At 64.4% G+C, this 17,227-nt stretch carries 17 protein-coding genes; 8 read left to right on the top strand and 9 right to left on the bottom strand.

The features are described 5' to 3' along the window. The first annotated feature begins 35 nt into the window (after positions 1–35). Positions 36–686 (top strand): DUF998 domain-containing protein, encoded by a 651-nt coding sequence (locus ABE528_RS01710; protein ID WP_152957594.1) that lies wholly within the window; start codon positions 36–38, stop codon positions 684–686. 74 nt (positions 687–760) lie between these two features. Beyond that, a complete protein-coding gene (locus tag ABE528_RS01705; RefSeq protein WP_346651972.1) occupies positions 761–1,090 on the top strand; it encodes a hypothetical protein in 330 nt (109 codons plus the stop codon). Positions 1,091–1,143: 53 nt separating this feature from the next. On the opposite strand, the gene ABE528_RS01700 is transcribed toward ABE528_RS01705, so the two are convergent. Next, complete coding sequence (locus ABE528_RS01700; protein ID WP_346651971.1) at positions 1,144–1,614, bottom strand: OsmC family protein; 471 nt, start codon at positions 1,612–1,614, stop codon at positions 1,144–1,146. A gap of 154 nt (positions 1,615–1,768) precedes the next feature. On the opposite strand from ABE528_RS01700, the gene ABE528_RS01695 reads away from it, so the two are divergent. Beyond that, positions 1,769–2,677, top strand: a complete 909-nt coding sequence (locus tag ABE528_RS01695; RefSeq protein WP_346651970.1) for a LysR family transcriptional regulator — start codon at positions 1,769–1,771, stop codon at positions 2,675–2,677. Here ABE528_RS01695 and ABE528_RS01690 read toward each other — a convergent pair whose 3' ends face one another. The 4 genes from ABE528_RS01690 to ABE528_RS01675 form a co-directional block, all read right to left on the bottom strand. Next, the gene (locus tag ABE528_RS01690; RefSeq protein ID WP_346651969.1) at positions 2,678–3,184 is read right to left on the bottom strand and encodes a DMT family transporter; all 507 of its coding nucleotides are present in this window, start codon (positions 3,182–3,184) and stop codon (positions 2,678–2,680) included. A gap of 141 nt (positions 3,185–3,325) precedes the next feature. Further along, positions 3,326–3,904, bottom strand: a complete 579-nt coding sequence (locus ABE528_RS01685) for a hypothetical protein (protein ID WP_152957598.1) — start codon at positions 3,902–3,904, stop codon at positions 3,326–3,328. 149 nt (positions 3,905–4,053) lie between these two features. After that, entirely contained in the window at positions 4,054–5,343 is a 1,290-nt protein-coding gene (locus tag ABE528_RS01680; RefSeq protein ID WP_346651968.1) for a sorbosone dehydrogenase family protein, read from the bottom strand. After that, positions 5,340–5,768, bottom strand: a complete 429-nt coding sequence (locus tag ABE528_RS01675; RefSeq protein WP_346651967.1) for a DUF2231 domain-containing protein — start codon at positions 5,766–5,768, stop codon at positions 5,340–5,342. Before ABE528_RS01675 ends, ABE528_RS01680 begins: the two co-directional genes overlap by 4 nt. A gap of 171 nt (positions 5,769–5,939) precedes the next feature. Between ABE528_RS01675 and ABE528_RS01670 the strand changes: the two genes are divergently transcribed. Next, positions 5,940–6,239 carry a hypothetical protein gene (locus ABE528_RS01670; RefSeq protein ID WP_152957600.1) on the top strand — a complete coding sequence of 100 codons (300 nt, stop codon included), beginning with the start codon at positions 5,940–5,942 and terminating at the stop codon, positions 6,237–6,239. 86 nt (positions 6,240–6,325) lie between these two features. On the opposite strand, the gene ABE528_RS01665 is transcribed toward ABE528_RS01670, so the two are convergent. Continuing rightward, positions 6,326–8,512, bottom strand: a complete 2,187-nt coding sequence (locus ABE528_RS01665; protein WP_346651966.1) for an OsmC domain/YcaO domain-containing protein — start codon at positions 8,510–8,512, stop codon at positions 6,326–6,328. A gap of 258 nt (positions 8,513–8,770) precedes the next feature. On the opposite strand from ABE528_RS01665, the gene ABE528_RS01660 reads away from it, so the two are divergent. Genes ABE528_RS01660 through ABE528_RS01645 form a run of 4 tightly spaced genes read left to right on the top strand, consistent with a single transcriptional unit; the run spans position 8,771 to position 13,867 of the window. Then, positions 8,771–9,226 carry a (2Fe-2S)-binding protein gene (locus ABE528_RS01660; RefSeq protein WP_152957602.1) on the top strand — a complete coding sequence of 152 codons (456 nt, stop codon included), beginning with the start codon at positions 8,771–8,773 and terminating at the stop codon, positions 9,224–9,226. Further along, entirely contained in the window at positions 9,226–11,475 is a 2,250-nt protein-coding gene (locus tag ABE528_RS01655; protein ID WP_346651965.1) for a xanthine dehydrogenase family protein molybdopterin-binding subunit, read from the top strand. Before ABE528_RS01660 ends, ABE528_RS01655 begins: the two co-directional genes overlap by 1 nt. Before the next feature lie 18 nt (positions 11,476–11,493). After that, positions 11,494–12,840 carry a cytochrome c gene (locus tag ABE528_RS01650; protein ID WP_346651964.1) on the top strand — a complete coding sequence of 449 codons (1,347 nt, stop codon included), beginning with the start codon at positions 11,494–11,496 and terminating at the stop codon, positions 12,838–12,840. 13 nt (positions 12,841–12,853) lie between these two features. After that, the gene (locus ABE528_RS01645) at positions 12,854–13,867 is read left to right on the top strand and encodes an XdhC family protein (protein ID WP_346651963.1); all 1,014 of its coding nucleotides are present in this window, start codon (positions 12,854–12,856) and stop codon (positions 13,865–13,867) included. Between the two features lie 57 nt (positions 13,868–13,924). Here ABE528_RS01645 and ABE528_RS01640 read toward each other — a convergent pair whose 3' ends face one another. The 3 genes from ABE528_RS01640 to ABE528_RS01630 are packed head-to-tail and all read right to left on the bottom strand — an operon-like array spanning position 13,925 to position 17,200. Further along, on the bottom strand, positions 13,925–14,740 hold the full coding sequence (locus ABE528_RS01640; protein WP_346651962.1) for a transporter substrate-binding domain-containing protein: 816 nt from the start codon (positions 14,738–14,740) through the stop codon (positions 13,925–13,927). Between the two features lie 18 nt (positions 14,741–14,758). Continuing rightward, the gene (locus ABE528_RS01635; protein WP_346651961.1) at positions 14,759–16,633 is read right to left on the bottom strand and encodes a diguanylate cyclase; all 1,875 of its coding nucleotides are present in this window, start codon (positions 16,631–16,633) and stop codon (positions 14,759–14,761) included. Between the two features lie 30 nt (positions 16,634–16,663). After that, a complete protein-coding gene (locus ABE528_RS01630; RefSeq protein WP_152957608.1) occupies positions 16,664–17,200 on the bottom strand; it encodes a PqiC family protein in 537 nt (178 codons plus the stop codon). Positions 17,201–17,227 lie beyond the last annotated feature (27 nt).

Here is a 17,227-nt window from a genome sequence, read left to right as displayed (position 1 = left end):
CTACAGTAGACGCTTTCCATGGAAGGAAGTCCTGCATGAAACCGCTCGACCGTGCCCTGCTCGCTTGTGGCCTGCTCATCCCGTTCTGGTTGCTGATCGGCGTCTGGTCCACCGCCCAGGCCTACCCCGGCTACGACCACCTGCAGCAGGCCATGAGCCAGCTCGGCGCCCAAGGTTCCCCGACCCAGCACTGGTCGCCCCTGGTCAATAATTTCCCCCTCGCCCTGCTGTTCGCCCTATTCGCCTGGGGCCTTGCCCGGCGTTGGCGCGCCTCGAAACTTGCGCTGCTGAGCGCTGCCCTGGTCCTGCTGCATGGCCTGGGCAGCTTCGGCACTGGCCTGTTTCCGTGCGACCAGGGCTGCGCACCTGCCGAGCCGTCCAGCTCGCAGCAACTGCACAACCTCAGTGGCCTGCTGATGTTCCTCTCGTTGACCCTGGCCAGCGCGCTGTGGGCCTGGCTCGGCAAGCGCCTGATCGGTTCGCCAGCCTTGAGCTGGTTTTCGCTGGTGTGCCTGATATCCGCCTTGGTCAGCGTCGTGTTCATGGCCCAGGCCGCACAAAGCGGCCAGCTGTTCGGCCTGTACCAGCGGCTGAACTACGGCGTGTCAGTGGTGTGGATCGCCGGTTTGGCGCTGAGCTGCCTGCACCCGGCACTGGCAAATCGATTTCGCATCGCCACTACCTGATTCGAAAATACTGGCCCCCAGGCATCTGAAGCGAAGGCAAACTCCTTTAATCTTCAGATGCTTAGGACAGCAAGATGCGAGTATTTCTAGCAACGATGGCCGGCTGCCTGCTGGCCACTGCCACCTTCGGCGCCCAGGCCAAGGCGCTTAGCCAGAACGACCGCCAAACCTGTGGATGGGGCTCGCAGATCGCCGCCGAGGCGCAGCAGGCCAAGCTCTCCGGCGTCACCCTGTACGTCACGCGCAAGAAACTGCAGGTACGCCGGTTTGCCAAACCCTGGATGCGCATGACCGCCATGGGCATTACCGAACAGACCTACAACAGCCGTTCACGGCTCAAGCCAGCGGCGATCAAGCAGACGTACTTCGAACAGTGTGTCCAGCACACACTTGCAAAAAGGTAGCCTATTAAAAACAATGAGTTATTAAATAAAACTAATGTTATTTATTTAAGATTTCAGGTGAGATAGACCGGCTCGCAACACACTTCGGTCTTCACCGAGTTGGCAATGAAGCACTCTTCATGAGCAAGGTGATGCAGGTGCTCGAGCTGCTCTGGCGTGGGCTGACGCTCGCCGGAGAACTCGACCCGCGGCCGCAGGGTGACCACGGTCATGGCCATGCGCCCTGCCTCATTGCGCGCCATCACCCCCTCTGCGTCGTCGGCATAGTGCTCGACGCAGAACCGCTGCTTGGCCGCCAGCGACAGGAACCACAGCATGTGGCAGCTGGAAAGCGCCGCGATGAACGCCTCTTCAGGGTCCACGGCCGAGGCATCGGACATCGGCAGTGGCACCACATGGGGTGACGACGACCCCGGCACCTCGATGCCGCCATCGAAGCGCCACAAGTGCCGGCGGCTGTACTGGTTGCCGAGAAAATCCTGGCCTTCGCGAGCCCAGCACACATGGGCGGTGTATTGCGCCATTCGAACCTCCTTGCTCAATTGATCAGGTGTGACCGCTGAAATAGGCACCGATAATACCGCCACACGCCTGGCGTTTGCGGCCTGTCCCACGAAAAAGCGATTACATCTGTTACGCTGATAATCACCTGCCAAAGCCAATCAAAGCATTCGCCCCATGGATGAACTGCGCAAGATCGACCTCAACCTGCTGCTCACCCTGCACGCCCTGCTCAGCGAAAAGCACGTGACCCGCGCCGCCCTGCGCCTGCACCGCAGCCAGCCCGCCGTCAGTCATGCCCTGGCGCAGCTACGTGCACACTTCGACGACCCCTTGCTGATCCGCCAGCACGGCCAGATGGCCCTCACCGCCCGCGCCCAATCATTGGCCAAACCGCTGCAGGACGCCCTCGGCAGCCTCAACGGCCTGCTGGCCGCGCCGCAGTTCGACCCGGCCCAAGCCCGGCGCCGCTTCAGGCTGTCGCTGTCGGACTATTCCTCACGCATCATCCTGCCACCCTTGGTCCGCCACCTGCGCCAGGTTGCCCCCGGCGTCGACCTGGCGATCAGCCAGGCCAGCCGCGATAGCATGCTCGCGCAGTTGCTCGATGGCGAACTCGACCTGGCCCTGGGCATCTTCCCGGAACTGCCAGCCGACATCAGCGCCCAGACCTTGTTCGAAGACCGCTTCATCAGCGTCGCCGATCGCCAGGTGCTGCCAGCCGAGGGCGGGCTTGCGCTGGAGGACTGGCTGACGCGCCCGCACGTACTCATGGCCATGCACCCGGATGCCCACGATGAGATCGAGCGAGCGTTGGCCGAACAAGGCCTGCGCCGGCATATTGCGCTGGCGCTGCCACATTGGAGCGCAGCAGTCGAAGTGCTCGCCGGCACCGACCTGATCCTCACCGTGGCCAGGCGAGCGGTAGGCCCGATGCGCCAGCACCCGTCACTGCGCCAGTTCACGCCACCACTGCCGATCCCCGCCCTCGCCTATCAACAAGCCTGGCACGCCAGGAAAGACAGCGACCCCGGCCATCGCTGGCTGCGCGAGGCGGTTTGGGCCTGCAGCCAGCCTGGGCATTGATCAGCGCTCGGCCACAGCCTGGCCGGACGACGGCGTCGAGGTCCAGCCGCCCTGCACCAGCAACACACCGCCGAGGATCAGCAGCACACCGGCCACCCTGGCCAGGTTCACCGGCTTGCTGGCAACGCCCATCAGCCCGAAGTGATCGACGATCACCGACGTCAGGATCTGCCCTGCCACCACCAGCACCAGGAAACCCGCCGTGCCCAGCTTCGGTGTCAAGGCAGCAGCGCCGGCCACATAGAGGGCGCCCAGCACGCCACCGATCCATAGCCACCACGGCCCCTGCAGCGCCTTGCTCAGGTCAGGTACGGGCACCCGAAGGATCAGCAACGCGGTGATGATCACCACCGAACTGACCGTCAACGAGGTGAAGGCGCCCCACAACCAGTGCCCCAGCGCACGGCCGACGGCGGCGTTGCTGGCGGCCTGGTAAGGCAACACGAAGCCCGCCAGCAGGGCCATCATCACGGGCAGGAATGCAAGCAACAGGTTCTTGTAGGACATGAAAGGTCTCATCTGAAGACAGGATGAGACCATGATCGGTAAATCGGCTGCGCTTATGGAAATCGAAAAGGTGCACGTGGTGTATTCGCCACACGCATGGAGCCAGATGCGGGCCTGCCGAAGCGTGCCCGCTGCCCGACATCAACGCCAGGTATCGACCCGCAGCACTTCGGTGTAGATCGCATCGACGGTCTGGCCGACCTTGAGGTTCTTCATGCGCTTCTGCAGGTCTGGGTTCTCGACCTTGACCACCTGCAGCTTGCCTTCCGGCGGCAGCAGGCTGACTTCATGTTTCTTCAGGTCGATCTTCTTGATCTGCGAGGTCACCCGGACCTGGCGGAAGGCTTCGCCGCCGGGGTTGGGGTTGTCCTTGGTGGCACGGATTTCCCCGGACTCTTCAGTGGCCTTCGGCGCACCACCCACGTCGCTGTTAAGCACATAGGCGATGGCCCGGGTGACGTAGATATCAACGTTGTCACCGACTTTCAGGTTGGGCAGCGCCTTGGCCTTTTCCGTCAGTTGCAGGGTCACATCCTTGTCGTTCGGCCCTTTTACCGTGACTTGGCGGTTGGCCAGGTCGATGGCGGTGACCTGGGTTTTGACATGGCTTTCCAGTGCCTGGCTGCCAATCGGAATCTCGGCAGCCTGCACCGTGAAGGTGGCAGCGGACATCAAGGTGGCAAGGGCAACAGCGCGAGCGAGGGTGCAGATAGGATTCATAGGCCTGCTTCCATGTGATCAAGACCGGGGTTGTGCGTGCAATGTCTACGCGCACACAAGCATAGCCATTGCTCGCCACTCTGCAGGCAAACGCCCCGCCCACAACACCTTTCAACCCCCTCGCGTCAATGAACCGACAGGGCCCCTCGCTAGTTGCGCGTCACCCGCCATACCGTGTTGGCAAGGTCATCGGCGATGATCAGGGCGCCACGTGGGTCCACCGTAACCCCGACGGGCCGGCCTCGGGTCTTGCCATCTGCCCCGCGGAACCCCGTGGCGAAGTCGACCGGCTCACCGGCCGGCTTGCCCTCCTTGAACGGCACGAAGATCACCTTGTAACCCACCGGGTTTGGCCGATTCCAGCTACCGTGCTCGCCTACGAATACGCCGTCGGCAAAGCGCTCGCCCATGGCCGGGATAGAGAAGTCCACACCAAGTGCGGCAACATGCGACCCGAGGCTGTAATCCGGCTTGATAGCTGCCGCCACCTTGTCCGGGTTCTGTGGCCTCACCCGCTGATCGACGTTCTGCCCCCAGTAGCTGTAAGGCCAGCCGTAGAAGCCGCCCTCACGCACCGAAGTGAGGTAGTCCGGTACCAGATCCGGGCCCAGCTCGTCACGCTCGTTGACTACTGTCCACAACTGCCCGGTGTCCGGCTGAATGCTCAGTGCCGTAGGGTTGCGCAAACCGGTGGCGTAAGGCCTGTGCGCCCCGGTCACGGCGTCGATCTGCCAGACCATGGCACGGTCGATCTCCACCTCCATGCCACGCTCGGTGATGTTGCTGTTCGAGCCGATGCCCACGTACAGATAGCGGCCATCAGGGCTGATGGTCAGCGCCTTGGTCCAGTGGTGGTTGATCTCGGCCGGCAGGTCGGTGACCTTGGTCGGCGGGCCGCCGGCCTTGGTCTGACCATCCTGGTAATCGAAGCGCACCAGCGCATCCTGGTTGGCCACATACAGCTTGCCGTCGGCAAAGGCCAGGCCGTAGGGCGCGTTGAGGCCCTCGGCGAACACCGTCTGTACTTCATATTTGCCATCGCCGTCGGCATCGCGCAGCAGGGTCAGGCGGTTGCCGCCCTGCACCTGCGTATTGCCCTTGGCCTTGATCTGGCTGGCGATGACGTCCTTGGGCTTGAGCTTGGCCGCACTGCCGCCTCGCCCTTCAGCAACCAGGATATCGCCATTGGGCAGCACCAGGCTCTGGCGCGGGATTTTCAGGTCAGTGGCGATGGCCGTGATGCTGTAACCCTCAGGCACGGTGGGTTTCTGATCGCCCCACTGCGCCGGTTGCGCGATCTTCATGCTTGGCAGCAGGCCGCGCTCCGGAGCCGGCAGTTTCGGGTCGGGCCCCACAGCCTGGTTCGGCTCGCCGTCACCACCACAGGCGGCCAGCAGCAGTGCCACGCTCAGCAGCGACATTCCATGCAACGGCTTCATGCCTCACCTCCCGAACGCAGGTTGCTCATGCCCAGCCATGCCGCCACGCAGGCGAGCACAGTGACGATCACCGACAGCACCAGGCCTGCCGGCATCACCGCCCAGGCATCCTTGGCATGTTCGAAGGCGTTGATCAGCCCCAACACCCAGGTCGCCAGCAACAGCAGGAAGTACAGCGTCGGCCGCCCACCCTTGCGTGGGGTGCGGATCAGGTTGGCCAGGGCAAACAACAGCGTCAGCCCGCAGAACAGCAGGCCGCCAGCGATCAGCCAGGCGGCGAAGTTGCTCCACTGGATCTGGTAGCTCTTGAAGTAGGCAATGTCGCTCAGCAGCGCGCCGAGAAACAGCGGGACCGTGCCGGCCAGCAAGATCGCATGCAGCGGGCTGGGCGTGCATCGGTAGAGGGTTTGCTCTGTAGCGGTCACGGCGCCTCCTTATCAGTCGGTGACCCGGAGCTGACGGACTGGCACGAGGCCTGGTCCATCAGGCGTGCGCAGGGTGCGCTTAAGAAGGGATCACCTTGACGTTCGGATAGTTCACCGCTTGGCTTGATAGAAATATCCTGAAAGACTTTGCGCGTCGGAACGAGGGATACCATGAACACTTGCAGCACACGACCTTACGCGTACTGGACCGCGCATGCCTTGCTGGCCATCAGCCTGGCACTCAATGCCGGCTGTTCGAGCAAAAGCAGCAAGGCGCGCTACTACGCCGCCGCGCCGGGCTCCAACTGTTACGCCAAGGCGCTGCCGAGCAGCGGTGAAGGCGGCCTGGCCTGGGGCAACACACTGGGCATTGCCAAGCAGAAGTCGCTGAACAATTGCATCCGCTATGCCGGCCGCTCAGGTGGCACGCCAGACACCTGCCAGGTGGTGCAGGCCAAGTGCAAGAACTGACCCTTACGGCGGTTATGCGCTGTTGAGCAACGCGTCAGGCCGGCTATCGAGGGCTGCATTGCAGCCCATTCACGCCCTTGGCTCGGTCAGGCAAACTTGGCCCGCGCAGCGTGCAGCTTCTTGTAGCTCTCGATCAGGCGCAGGTGGCGGTCCAGCCCTTCCAGCTTCATGCTGGTCGGTGTCAGCCCATGGAAGCGCACGCTACCGTCGACCGAACCCAGCACCGCGTCCATCCGCGGGTTGCCGAACATGCGGCGGAAGTTGGCTTCGTAGTCGGCCATTTCCAGCTCGTCATCCAACTGTACTTCCAGCACCACGTTCAGCGCCTGGTAGAACAGGCCGCGCTCGACGGTGTTGTCGTTGAACTGCAGGAACGCCTCGACCAGCTCCTTGGCATCCTCGAAGCGCTTGAGCGCCAGGCAGATCAGCAACTTCAGCTCAAGAATGGTCAACTGGCCCCACACCGTGTTCTCGTCGAACTCGACGCCGATCAGGGTTGTGATGGTGGTGTAGTCATCAACCTCGCATTTATCCAGGCGCCGGCGCAGCGCGCGCAGGGCGCGGTCGTCGAGGCTGTGCAGGTTGAGGATGTCGGCACGGAAGCCCAGGGCGCGGTTGGTGTTGTCCCAGATCAGGTCCTCGACCGGGTAGATCTCGGAATAACCCGGCACCAGGATGCGGCAGGCAGTGGCGCCGAGGTTGTCGTACACGGCCATGTACACCTCTTTGCCAAGGTCTTCGAGGATGCCGAACAGGGTCGCGGCTTCCTGGATGTTGGAGTCCTCGCCATGGCCGGAGAAGTCCCACTCGACGAACTCGAAATCGGCCTTGGCACTGAAGAAGCGCCACGACACCACACCACTGGAGTCGATGAAGTGCTCGACGAAGTTGTTCGGCTCGGTCAGTGCATGGCTTTCGAAGGTCGGCTGCGGCAGGTCGTTGAGGCCCTCGAAGCTGCGGCCTTGCAGCAGCTCGGTGAGGCTGCGCTCCAGCGCCACTTCAAAACTCGGGTGAGCGCCGAACGAGGCGAACACGCCACCCGTGCGTGGGTTCATCAAGGTCACGCACATTACCGGGAACTCACCGCCCAGCGAGGCGTCCTTGACCAGCACCGGGAAGCCCTGCTCTTCCAGGCCCTGGATGCCGGCGAGGATGCCAGGGTATTTGGCCAGCACGTCCTGGGGGACGTCCGGCAGGGCCAGCTCACCTTCGAGGATTTCGCGTTTCACCGCGCGCTCGAAGATTTCCGACAGGCACTGCACCTGGGCTTCGGCCAGGGTATTGCCGGCGCTCATGCCGTTGCTGAGGAACAGGTTCTCGATCAGGTTGGACGGGAAGTACACCACCTGCTCGTCGGACTGGCGCACGAACGGTAACGAGCAGATGCCGCGCTCGGTGTTGCCCGAGTTGGTGTCGTACAGGTGCGAACCGCGCAGCTCGCCGTCCGCGTTGTAGATCGCCAGGCAATGTTCGTCGAGGATTTCGGCCGGCAGTTCGTCCTTTGGCCCTGGCTTGAACCACTGCTCGTTCGGGTAATGCACGAACGGCGCATTGGCGATGTCTTCGCCCCAGAACTGGTCGTTGTAGAAGAAGTTGCAGTTCAGTCGCTCGATGAACTCACCCAGCGCCGAGGCCAGTGCGGCTTCCTTGGTCGAACCCTTGCCGTTGGTGAAGCACATTGGCGACTGCGCGTCGCGCACGTGCAGCGACCAGACGTTGGGCACGATGTTGCGCCACGAGGCGATCTCGATCTTCATGCCAAGGCCGGCAAGGATGCCGGACATGTTGGCGATGGTCTGCTCCAGCGGCAGGTCCTTGCCGGCGATGTAGGTGGTGGTGTCGGCCACCGGCATCAACAGGCCCTGGGCATCGGCGTCAAGGTTATCGACCTGTTCGATGATGAACTCGGGGCCGGTCTGCACCACTTTCTTCACGGTGCAGCGGTCGATGGAGCGCAGGATGCCCTGGCGGTCCTTCTCGGAGATGTCTTCGGGCAGCTCGACCTGGATCTTGAAGATCTGGTTGTAGCGGTTCTCCGGGTCGACGATGTTGTTCTGCGACAGGCGGATATTCTCGGTGGGGATATCGCGAGTCTGGCAGTACAGCTTGACGAAGTACGCCGCGCACAGGGCCGACGACGCCAGGAAATAGTCGAACGGGCCCGGTGCCGAACCGTCGCCCTTGTAGCGGATCGGCTGGTCGGCGATCACCGTGAAGTCGTCGAACTTGGCTTCGAGACGAAGGTTGTCGAGAAAATTGACCTTGATTTCCATGCGGGGATTACCGTCAGTTAAGCGTGCAAAACGAAATTGGCCGGCATTATCCGGGTTTTCCGCTCGGAAGTCCTCTCCGCGTCCATACCGGATCGCTGCGGGATATTGCGCATTCCACCGGATTGCTTGCCTGATCCTCTGAACCTGCGCCGCAGACGGACCAGTGGTCGTACCACTGTGCTAGCGTTTCTGGATTGGGGAACAACGTATTCCCCAGCAGACCGTAAACGCCATCAACCGATGATCAGCAGGTGAGCCATGGAACTTCATATCAACCAGCAGACCTATCAGGTCGACGCCGATGCCGACACGCCTCTGTTGTGGGTGCTGCGTGACGACCTGGGCATGACCGGTACCAAGTATGGCTGTGGCCTGGCCCAATGTGGCGCCTGCTCGGTGCTGGTGGATGGCAACGTCGTGCGTGCCTGTGTCACCCCCGTGGCCGGCGTGGTCGGGCGCGAGGTGACTACCATCGAAGCGGTCGAGGCCGATGCGGTGGGCAAGCGCGTGGTAGCGGCCTGGGTCGAGCACCAGGTGGCCCAGTGCGGCTACTGCCAGTCCGGCCAGGTGATGGCGGCCACGGCACTGCTCAAGCACACGCCCAAGCCCAGTGACGAACAAATCAGCGCAGCGATGGTCAACCTCTGCCGCTGCGGCACCTACAACGCCATCCATGCCGCCGTGCATGCGCTAGCCCAAGGGGAGCAGGCCTGATGAACACGCCCGTCGATACCCCCGCAGAACTGCTCAGGCTACAGCTGGGCGAAACCGTCAACCTGTCGCGCCGGCGCTTTCTGGCCAGCACCGCGGTCGGGGCCCTGGTGCTGGGTTTCGGCCTGCCGCTGGGCGCGACCCGCGTGCAGGCAGCGGCGGCAGCCACCCCGGAACGCGGCACCCAGGTGCCGGCGTTCCTGGAAATCCGCCCGGACGGCAAGGTGCGCCTGCTCAGCCCGTTCATGGAAGGCGGCCAAGGCCCCTTCACGGCCATGGCCCAGATCGTGGGTGAAGAACTGGATGTCGACCCGGCCAATTTCCTGGTCGAAAGCGCACCGCCCGGTGAAGCCTACGTGGTGATGGAAAACGGCATGCGCATTACCGGTGGCAGCATGTCGGTGCGCATGAGCTACCCGACCATGCGCCGCCTCGGTGGCCTGGCCCGGGCCATGCTGCTGCAGGCCGCCGCCGAACAATGGAAGGTCCCCGTCAGCGAACTGTCCACCGAGCCTGGCAAGGTCATGCACGCCGCCACGGGCCGTTCGCTGGCCTATGGCGAGCTGGCCAGCCGTGCCATGGACCTGCCGGTGCCGGACCCGGCCAGCATCAAGCTGCGCGACCCCAGCCAGTTCCGCTGGATCGGCAAACCGGTGCGGCGCCTGGACGCCTACGATAAATCCACCGGCAAGGCCCAGTACTGCATCGACATCAAGGTCGACGGCATGCTCCACGCTGCCGTGCAGCACGCGCCACGCCTGGGCATGACCGTGGGTAGCCTGCGCAACGAGGAGCAGGTCAAGGGCATGAAGGGCGTGCACTCGGTGCATCAGCTGCCGGGCGCGGTGGCCGTGGTCGCCGAGCGCTGGTGGCACGCCAAGCGTGCCGTGGAGGCAATCCAGGTGGACTGGAATGAGCCGGGTGCTGACAGCAAGGTGCGGCCGATGCCGGCAGACTTCTCCAGCGACGGCTGGCGCGAGCACCTCGCCAGCGTTGAAGGGCCGGCCCGCGACGAAGAAAACCAAGGCGACATCGCCGGCGCCCTGGCCAATGCCAAGACCAAGGTCGAGGCCAGCTACCACAACCAGTACCTCAACCATGCCCAGCTGGAGCCACCGTCCGCCCTCGCCCGCTTCAACCCGGACGGTAGCCTGGATGTCTGGCTGCCCAACCAGGCGCCAGACATGTTCCGCGACGACATCGCCAAGCGTACCGGCCTGGATGCTGCACAGATCACCCTGCACTCGCCGCTGCTCGGCGGCTTCTTCGGCCGCCATTTCCTGTATGACTCGGCCAACCCGTACCCACAGGCCATCGCCCTGGCCAAGGCCGTCGGCCGCCCGGTCAAGCTGATCTGGAGCCGCGAGGAAGAGTTCTTGCGCGACGTGCTGCGCCCGGTCGCCGTGGTCAAGTTCCGCGCCGGGCTGGATGCCGATGGCCTGCCAGTGGCCATCGAAGCGGTGAGCGCCACCGAAGGCCCGACCGAAGCCCTCGCTGGCAAGCAAGGCGACAAGATCGACCCCACGGCCCTCGAAGGGCTGTCGGGCAAGTCTTACGCCATTGCCAACAAACGCATCGCCCAGATCTACGTCAAAGGCCCGGCCATGCTCGGCTACTGGCGCTCGGTGGGCAATTCGCTGAACGACTTCTTCTATGAGTCGTTCCTCGACGAGTTGGCCGACAAGGGCGGCAAGGACCCCTACGAACTGCGCCTGCACCTGCTGCGCGATAATCAGCGCCTGACCAACCTGCTGCACGCAGTGGCCGAGTTGTCCGGCGGCTGGAAGCGCGGGCCGTTTACCGCAGAAGACGGCAGCAAGCGTGCCCGTGGTATTGCCATGGCCTCGCCGTTCGGCTCCGAGGCGGCGGCCATCGCCGAGGTGTCGATCGAGAACGGCCAGGTCAAGGTGCATGACATCTGGCAGGCAATCGACCCTGGGAGCATCGTCAACCCGGCGATCATCGAGCACCAGGTCAACGGTGCCGTGGCCCTGGGCCTGTCGCAGACGCTGGTGGAAGAAGCGGTGTTCATCGACGGCAAGCCGCGTGCGCGCAACTACGACCTGTACCCGATCCTGCCGCCCTCGCGCATGGCCCGGGTGCATGTGCGCATCGTCGAGAGCGGGGCGAAGATGGGCGGTATCGGCGAGCCGCCGCTGCCGGCGGTGGCGCCTGCCGTGGCCAACGCCGTGGCGCAGCTCACCGGCCAGCGCGTGCGTAGCCTGCCGCTTAGCCGCCACACCTTCAGCTGACCGGACAAGGACTGCCCCATGACCCACAGCCGTTTTGCCCGAACCGCGGGCTGGCTGGCCGTGCCGTGCCTGGTTGCGGCCGGCCTGCTGGCCTGGTACGTGACCCGCGAGCCCGCCTCGCCATTCGCTGCCGAACAAACCACGCGCTTCGACCCTGGGCTGGTAAGCCGGGGTGAGTATGTCGCGCGGCTCAGCGACTGCGTGGCCTGCCACAGCCTGCCCGATGGCAAGCCGTTTGCCGGTGGCCTGCAGATGGCCACACCGCTGGGTGCGATCCACGCCACCAACGTCACCCCCGACCGCGAGACCGGCATCGGCAACTACAGCCTGGCCGATTTCGACCGCGCCGTACGCCATGGCGTCGCGCCGGGTGGCCGGCGGTTGTACCCGGCCATGCCCTACCCTTCGTATGCCAAGCTCAGCGACGACGATGTAAAGGCGCTGTACGCCTTCTTCATGAAGGGGGTGCAGCCGGTGCAACAGGCAAACCTCCCCAGCGATATCCCCTGGCCGTTGAACCTGCGCTGGCCCATCGCCTTGTGGAACGGCGTGTTCGCCGCCGACACGCCTTACGCGGCCAAGACCGGGCAGGACGCGCTGTGGAACCGCGGCGCCTATATCGTCCAGGGGCCTGGCCACTGCGGCAGCTGCCACACGCCACGGGGCCTGGCCTTCAACGAGAAGGCTCTGGATGAAGCGGGTACGCCATTCCTCGCCGGTGCCCTGCTCGATGGCTGGTACGCGCCCAGCCTGCGCAATGACCACAACACCGGGCTCGGCCGCTGGAGCGAGGCCGAGATCGTCCAGTTCCTCAAGACCGGGCGCAACGCGCATGCCGTGGTGTATGGGTCGATGACCGAGGCATTCAACAACTCCACGCAGTTCATGCGCGATGACGACCTGGGCGCCATCGCCCGCTACCTCAAGTCGCTGCCCGGTGACCCACAGCGTGACGGTGCGCCCTGGCAGTACCAGGCCGTTTCCGCAGCCACGCGCCTGGACAGCCCTGGCGCCCACACCTATGTCACCCGCTGCGCCAGTTGCCACGGCCTGGACGGCAAGGGCCAGGCCGAGTGGATGCCTCCGCTGGCCGGTGCCACCTCGGCGTTGGCCAGGGAAAACGCCTCGGCAATCAACATCACCCTCAACGGCTCGCAACGTATCGTCGCCGCCGGCCTGCCGGATGCTTACCGTATGCCGGCGTTCCGCGAGCAGCTGTCGGACCAGGAGATCGCTGATGTGCTGAGTTTCGTGCGCAGCACCTGGGGCAACGCGGGCGGCGCGGTGGATGCGCAAGCGGTCGGCAAGCTGCGCGGGCACACCGACCCGGCCAGCAGCAGCCCGATCATCTTGCATATGCGCTGAGGAGGCGTGACTTATGGAAAGTATCGGCCTGCTGGTGTTGCGCACCGCCCGTGACTGGTTGCTGGCCGGCGAACGCGTGCTGCTGGCCACCGTGGCCCGCACCTGGGGGTCGTCACCGCGGCCTGTGGGTTCGATGATGGCCCTGCGCGGCGATGGCCGGGTGGTCGGCAGCGTCTCCGGCGGCTGCATCGAGGATGACCTGATCCACTGCTATACCACTGCCTATCAGGGCAACGGCATGCCCCAAGGCCTGCCGCAAGTGGTGCGCTACGGCGTCAGCGCCGATGAAGCGCAGCGCTTCGGCCTGCCCTGTGGTGGCACCCTTGAGCTGATCCTCGAATTCGACCCGGCGCTGGCAAGCCTGGAGCAGCTGCTGCCGCTGCTGGACAGCGGCAACCTGGTACGCCGCGAGCTGGACCTGGAGAACGGCCAGGTTCAGCTGACCACCACCCGCGCACCGGAGCAGTTCGGCTTCGATGGCCGCTACATGCTCAATACCCTGGGCCCCGGTTATCGCATGCTGCTGATCGGAGCCGGGGTGCTGGCCGAGTACCTGGCGACCATGGCCCTGTTCAATGGCTTCAAGGTGGCGGTCTGCGACCCGCGCCCTGAATACATGGATGGCTGGAACGTGGCTGGGGTGGAGAAGATCGTCGGCATGCCGGATGACGTGGTGCGCGCGTTCGCCCCGGACCTGCGCAGCTGCATCGTCGGCCTCAGCCACGACCCCAAGCTGGACGACCTGGCCCTGCTCGAAGCCTTGCACAGCCCGGCGTTCTACATTGGCGTGATCGGTTCGCGGCGCAATAACCAGTCGCGCCGGGAGCGCCTGATCGAGCATTTCGGGGAAAGCGCGGCCTCGTTGCAGCGCCTGCACGGGCCGATTGGCATCTATATCGGCAGCAAGACACCGGCAGAGATTGCCGTCAGTGTCATGGCCGAGATCTTGGCGACGAAGAACGGCGTCGCTTTGCCGGGGGAGGTCAATGTGAGCGCGGCCAAGCGAGCGCTGGAGGTTGATGGGTAGGCTGGTGGGGTTTGCTTTGAGGTTTTTGGCGCCTGTGAGAGCTTGTGGCAAACACCTTCAAGGCTGCCCCGCTGCCTGCTGCTGTTTCCATAATTCCAGATTCTTTTCGACCAGTTGCTCCGGGATCGGCCCTGCAACCAGCGCTTTCATCTCCTGCGCCAACCGCTCGCGCAGCGCCGGTCGATTGCACTTCGATTGATGCGACAGCGCCAGGTACAACCCTTCGCTGGACACCGGCGGGTCGAGCACCTTCAGCTGTGTATCCCAACCCTGCGTCCGCGCCAGGGCCATGCCGGGATGTAGCTCGTAGATCAGGTAATCATTGCGCCTGAGCAGCAGTTTCTCGAACGCCTGCCTGGCGCTGGGCACTGCTTCGAGCTGAAGGTTGGCCTTGGCGTAGTCATCGAACTGCTGGCCGTGACTGTTGCTGACCAGCGTCCCGCCGCTGCGCCCCTTGAGGTCCGCCCAGTCGTGATAGGCAAATGCACCGTCCTGGCGGACCCAGACCACACTAGGGGTATGCAGGAACGGCGGGCTGATGAAGTCCATCCGTTGCTGGCGCTCCTGGGTCAGAAAGTACCCCGCCATCAGGTCGATACGCCCGGTCCGCACCTCCTCCTGAGCCCTTGACCAAGGCCCGCCATACACCACCTTCACCTCCAGCCCAAGTGCCTTGCCGACTTCCTCGAGCAAGTCGGCATTGGCGCCGATCAATTGCTCAGGGTGGTTCGGGTCACGCCAGAGATACGGTGGGTATTCCGGATTGCCGGTAGCGGTCAGCTGACCACACAACGGCTCTGCCAGCGCCAGTTCAGGCAGCAGAAGCATGAAGAGCGACAGCAGCAAAGACCGGCAACGACAACGCTCGATCATCGACACCCCCTGGGCTGATCACTCAGCCGGCTGATACACGCAGACCCGCCCGCGCTGGCGCTTGGCTTGGTACATCGCCTGATCGGCTGCCTTGACCAGTGCATCCACCTCGCTGGCATGGGCAGGCGCAAGGGCAAGGCCGATGCTTGGGGTGACGAAGTCGATGCTCAGGCCCCTGACACTGACCGGCTCGCCCAGCACCTTGAGCAAGCGCTGGGCCAGCGCAGCGGCTGCCTGGAACTCGGTGTTCGGGACTATCACGGTGAACTCGTCGCCTCCCAGGCGATAGGCCTTGGCCGGTTGACGCAGCGCATTGCACAAGCGCTCTGCCATGCACACCAGCAAAGCATCACCGACGTCGTGGCCAAAGCGGTCGTTGACCTGCTTGAAGCGGTCAAGATCGAGAAAGATCAGCGCCAGCGGCAGGGCATCGCCGTGCAGATGCCGGGCAAGGTCCTCATGGAACGCCTTGCGATTGCCCAGCCCGGTCAAGGCATCCTGATAGGCCAGGTCGAACAGTTGCTGTTGATGAAGCACATGCTCGCTGACGTCGTGCAGGATGCCGCGATAGCCGATCAGGCGCCCAGCTGCGTTGTGCCGCCTGGATATCTGGGTTTCGAAGTGGCCGATGCTGCCGTCGGCGCGCCGCAGCCGAGCCGAGAGCGGTGCCCCGGGCTCGGTCTCGGCGATTGCCGGTTCCGTGACCGAACTGGCCTGCTGGTCTTCCTGCAGAGAAGCAACGGTGCGCCCGATCACCTCAGCCGCCGGGTAACCGAGCAACCTGCAGAACGCCGGGTTGACCGACTCGATCCTGGCCTGCTCGTCGAGTTCGAAGTAGCCGTCTTCCATGGCGTCGAGAATCGCCCGGTCGCGTGCTTCGCTCTGCTCCAGGCGGTCCAGCGCACGGTTCGCTTCGCGCGCCAGCTTGCCCAGCTCATCGCGCCCGTCGTCGGTCAGGCGCCGCCCTGCCGCAGCCGGGCCAATGGCCAGAAGCTCCTGATGCAAGCGCGCAATGCGCCGCAGCAAGGTGACGTCCAGTGCGAGGTAGATCAGCAGCCACGCCAGGCCGATGAGCCCACCCGTCACGCCGAGGAAAACATTGAGCTGCTGCTCGCCCTCCAGGTACAGATGGCGCTCACGGGTCAGTTGCAGGCGCAACTGAGGCTCGCCCAGGCTGTCCTGAAACAGCAGGTCGATACTTTGATGGCGAGCATCGACCACCTGGCGATTGCCGATGCTCATGAGTTCGGCCTGCAGCACGGGCCGCTGCTGCTCGGTGGCCGACGGCAACCAGGTAAGTTCACCGCCCAGCTGTTGTTGCAGCATGGCGATGCGCTTGCTGTCGAGGAATGTGCCCGCCAGCAGCACACCGCTGGCCCTGTCGCCGCTGCGCGCGGTATCCACGGCGACCAGAATCAGCGGCACCCTGAGCACGGCCAGCAATTGCGCAGGGGGCGCCACATCCTGAGGCTGCAGCAGCCGCGCCAATTGCTCGGCGACGCCATCATGCAGCGCCTGCAGGTTCAGCGCTGGGGCCCCGGCCGGGCGCTCCAGCGCTGCCAGGTCCAGAGGCCGCCAGCTCACCCGCTGCTCACCGCTGGCGTAATAAAGTATGAAATCGAAACCACTCCTACCGAGCGTGGCGGCATCGAGCGGGAAAGCCGACGGCACCGCCCCCGGAATCGCCTGGGCCCATTGCCGCAGGCGGTTGGCATCACGCTCGAAGCTGTTGCCCAGCAAGGCGCGCAGCCGCTCGGCCTCGGCCACCAGCAGCCGCTCGTCCTGCTTGTCCAGCCGCGCCAGCAGCATGCCCTGGGCCGCGAAGTAGACGAGCGACAACACCAACAGCAGCGGCGGTACGAACAGCCAGAGCAATCTTGTGCGTAACTTCATGCGGGCTCCCCATACCCTTGTGCACCCGCATCATGTGGTTGGGCAGGCCCTGCCAGGCGCCGCCGTTGCCCGCACGGCCTCGGCCAGCTTGCGCAGGTTGGCCTGGTGGGCGTTGACCAGGTTGTTGATGCTGTTGTCGGCGGCGGTCTGCACCGAAGTCCGGCAGGTGATTTCCGGTTCGCCTGGCCGTTTCAGGCGCCACAGGGTATCGAGCGAGGCGTATTGCCCAGGCACACTGTCGAAGCGCTGCACATCGACCCGCAACACACTGCTCGAGCCAGACACCGGGCCGCCCAGCATGTCCTGCAGGGCACTGCGGAATTCATCCACCAGGTTGGCACCCCACCACTCCGTTTCCAGGATGGCCAGGCCGCTGCTGCCCTGGCGCACCACCAGTTGCGGGCGGTCCACTTGCGGCGGCAGGCTGACCCGGCCCACCTGCACGTGCTGGCTGCCCCCTTGCACCGGCTGGGCCGGTACCAGGGTGTGGTAGTTGTTCGGGGTACTGCTGCAGCCGCTCAGCCAGATCAGCAGGCTGGCCCCACACAGGTTGCGCACTCGATGCATCAGCTGACACTCCTTTGGCCTTTTACT

Source organism: Pseudomonas sp. TWI628, assembly GCF_039673865.1.
In the GTDB taxonomy this organism is placed as follows: Bacteria; Pseudomonadota; Gammaproteobacteria; order Pseudomonadales; family Pseudomonadaceae; genus Aquipseudomonas.
Note: the sequence above shows the minus strand (reverse complement) of the source record. Positions and strands in the feature narration are given on the sequence as shown.